Origin of the sequence: Planotetraspora mira, assembly GCF_016863275.1 — a bacterium.
GTDB classification, from domain to species: Bacteria; Actinomycetota; Actinomycetes; order Streptosporangiales; family Streptosporangiaceae; genus Planotetraspora; species Planotetraspora mira.
Genome location: NZ_BOOO01000097.1, coordinates 1 through 596 on the forward strand (window position 1 = coordinate 1; position 596 = coordinate 596).

General features: G+C 66.1%; 1 protein-coding gene. It reads right to left on the reverse strand.

Going from position 1 to position 596, the window contains the following annotated elements:
* Positions 1 to 2: 2 nt before the first annotated feature.
* Positions 3 to 395, reverse strand: coding sequence for a hypothetical protein (locus Pmi06nite_RS41650; protein WP_203958781.1), 393 nt, complete (start codon positions 393 to 395; stop codon positions 3 to 5).
* Positions 396 to 596 lie beyond the last annotated feature (201 nt).

A 596-nucleotide genomic window follows, 5' to 3' on the forward strand; every position in this document is an offset into this window, starting at 1 on the left:
CGTCAGCCGCCGACCAGGGGAACGAGCTTGACGAACGAGATCACCGGATCCGTGGTCAAGTCGATCTGCTCGTCCAGGTCCTCGATCTGCCGGTCATCGGCCAGCAGGATGAACCCGTTGCGCTGAAAGGCCTTCTCGGCGATGTCGGCCTGCCGTTCCCAGTCGATCCGCCTGGCCGTACGCATCCGGTAGCCGTTCAGCTCGGCCTCGGCGTCGTCGGGCATGACCAGTCCGTTGAATCGTGTCGAAGGCGTCGCGTTGTGCCGTGCGACATCCTCGCGCACGCGTAGCCGTACCAGCTCACGCGCGGTGATCCGATCAGGTAGATCCGGCAGCGTGAACTCCTCCAGCGGCCTGCCGGTGGCGGTCTCATCTCGGAGGGTGACCTGGGCCATCGGTGTCTCCAGGAGGTAGGGTGCACCGCCAGGAATATCAGCCCGCTCCGACAAACCAGCCGAGACTCCTCGGCCTGGAACGCGGCCGCGGTCGCGCGATTCCACCTGGCCGCTTCGGCGGCGGAATTCTGTCAGTGGGTCCCGCCATGATCCCGCCATGCGCGAACTCACGACGAACGTCGACGTGGACGAGGCGGTGGC